We start from the raw sequence: 2693 nt of genomic DNA, 5'->3' as shown, positions 1-2693 counted from the left end.
CCCTGGTCTTCGCCTATCATCCCCAGGCTCGACTTCTCTTTGTCCTCTTTTGAGGGCTCTTTTGACGAGGCGGCAGGATTCACTTTATGTTACAACCTGCTAGTTTGCTCGCACTCCTACGGAGTTACTTTGTCACAGGGCTTCAACCTTAGGATTTCTCCACCAGTTGCCTATCAGCTACTGAGCGTCTTGGCACTTACTCAGGTTGGACTTTCACCAACTAGCAATTAGCGGCTTACTGGGCACGCAGATAATAAAAATATAGCCAAGGCTTTAAATTACATAAAGATGGAGCTTAGTGATAAAACAGTAATTATGGTTGATCATAGAACTAAAGACTTCAATTATTTTGATAATATTTATGTTCTTGAAGAAGGCATGATTGTTGCAAAAGGATCATTTGAAGAGATAAAAAGTAATGAGGTATTTATCTCGATTTTTAATTCTGAAGAGATTAGCTAATGTATGAAAGTATATCTCATGAATTAAACGCTTGTTCACTTACAGTTGGTAATTATAATATCAAATTTACCAAATAACATCCATCATTTATGCTAGATTCATAAATAAATAGCGTATAGTGAAGGAGATGAAAGGGTAGATAAGTGGCAAATGTGTATAGCTATTCAACAGCTACACGAAAAAGTTTTAAAATTAGAAGAATAGCAAAGAAACTTGGAAAGCACTTTACGCAGTCATATTCGAGTATTAAGAGATGAATACCAGATTTCTAAAAAATGGAACAAAGCGTACATATCAAACGATTTCAGCAGAATTTCAGTCATATCAGTAATAAAGAGATTTACGCGTTCTCTTTGTCGCAGGGCTGTTCCAGAAAGTGAAGGCAGAATAGAAAACGTCCGTTAGCTTTATAAAGAAAAACTTTGCAAGACATCGAATATTCCACACTCTTGAAAAGTGACTGTACACTTGATGGATTGCTGGCAGTACCAGAAAGGTATGTTGGACTGGATCAATATACGACTTTGTAATCAATTATAACTCTTATTAAAAATCAACATTTAATATTCTGTTAATTTGAAAATTTCTGTTAGCTTATCGCGATTTGACAAACTTTCCGGGAATTAAATGATATAAAGTTGGTGGTTTATCCAATTATTTGATTATATTATGTTTTCTTGCAAAAATTATAAAGAACAACACAGGGTAATATGTTCAGAAAAAACATTCGATTTGGAAATAGTTGTCATAAATTGCAGGTATTAAGCGAAAATCGACCACTTAGTGTGGCCGATTTTCGCTTATTTAAAATATTTCGTCTTTTCGACAATATTCAGCAAATTTTCCCATCATAAACTGATAAAATATAGATAGTTTGTTTACTAAATGCAAAACATATAGTGGTATACTCTAACCTTTTTTTAAAAAAATTTTGAAAGGTGGTAATTTAATTATGAAAAAATTATTTTTAGTAGTTTTAAGTTTAGTAATGTTGTTGGCAATTTTGCCTGTGGGTAATGTACTGGCTTATGTAGAGAATGTAAATGTTAAGGTAGATGGTAAATTAGTGGAGTTTGACCAAAATCCTATTATTGACGAAAATAACCGTACTCTAGTACCTATTAGATTTATCTCCGAAGAAATGGGTGCAGAAGTAAGTTGGGAGGGCGAAACTCAAACTGTAACTATTATAAAAGATGAACTAACTATTTTATTAAATATTGGTGTAGAGGTAGTAGATGTAGCGAATGGTAAAACTTTAGAAGCTAAAAAAGTTTGGTTAGATACAAATCCTATTTTATTAAACGGAAGGACTTTAGTACCTGTTAGGTTTATCTCAGAAACTTTTGGTGCTTTTGTAGATTGGGATAATGCTACTAGAACTGTGATTATCGAAACTAATCCAGGATATAAACAGAATCCCATTTCTGCTAAATTTACAGTAGAAGAAATTGAAGCTAAAATTAAACTTTTAGCAGAAGAAATGGGGTACGCATACAATGTTAAAGATAATTCAAATTCTTTAGGAGATGAATGGGTTTCCCTTGATATTTTCTATCCTTACGTTACTGACAATGGGTTTAAAACTGCAATTTCTATTATTGATATGGACTTTATCAGAGGAAAAGTAGTAGATACGTCTATGGTTATTAATCCAGAATGGGACTACGATAAAGACACTTTAGGTTACGAGAATATTAAACTAGCAGCACGAGTATTAAAAACATTAGAAATCACTTTTGATGAAGAAGATTTTATTAATACTGTATATGAGTTTGCTTGGTATGACCCAATGAGTGAAACTAACTTCAAGAAAGCTAATTATGGGGAGTATGTATTCGAATATTCGCCATCATACGGTGACGAAGTAGATGTGCACTTAACAAAAAATTAATTAAAGGCTTGTAGTAAATAAATGCTACAAGCCTACTAATATTTTTATAAAGGAGGAGAAACAAAATATGAGGAAGAATTTAAGTTTATTTTGGCTCTTCGCCATCTAGTATTGGTATTAGAAAATACGAATAGGTTAATAGATGTTTTTACCTTACAGCCTTTTCATAGTTTCTCTATCAAGACTCAACCCGTCAAGGAGAGCGCTTGACTGCCTGAGCCTTGATAGAGGATGTTCAATTAGGCTGTAAAGGAAATAAAATAACCTAATGAGGTTTAACATTAATATCTAACTTATTAGCAGTAGCATAAATCATGTAAATAAGATTGTTAATTGA

General features: G+C 32.8%; 2 protein-coding genes. Both read left to right on the top strand.

Going from position 1 to position 2693, the window contains the following annotated elements:
- Nucleotides 1-288 precede the first annotated feature (288 nt).
- Nucleotides 289-462, top strand: a complete 174-nt coding sequence (locus BHF71_RS12170) for a hypothetical protein (protein WP_176717351.1) — start codon at nt 289-291, stop codon at nt 460-462.
- Between the two features lie 952 nt (nt 463-1414).
- Nucleotides 1415-2356, top strand: coding sequence for a copper amine oxidase N-terminal domain-containing protein (locus tag BHF71_RS09670; protein ID WP_069657437.1), 942 nt, complete (start codon nt 1415-1417; stop codon nt 2354-2356).
- The last annotated feature ends 337 nt before the right edge of the window (nt 2357-2693 follow it).

It is taken from the genome of Vulcanibacillus modesticaldus (assembly GCF_001730235.1).
GTDB classification, from domain to species: Bacteria; Bacillota; Bacilli; order Tepidibacillales; family Tepidibacillaceae; genus Vulcanibacillus; species Vulcanibacillus modesticaldus.
The sequence above is the reverse complement of the archived record's forward strand: the minus strand, read 5'-3'. Positions and strand labels throughout refer to the sequence as shown.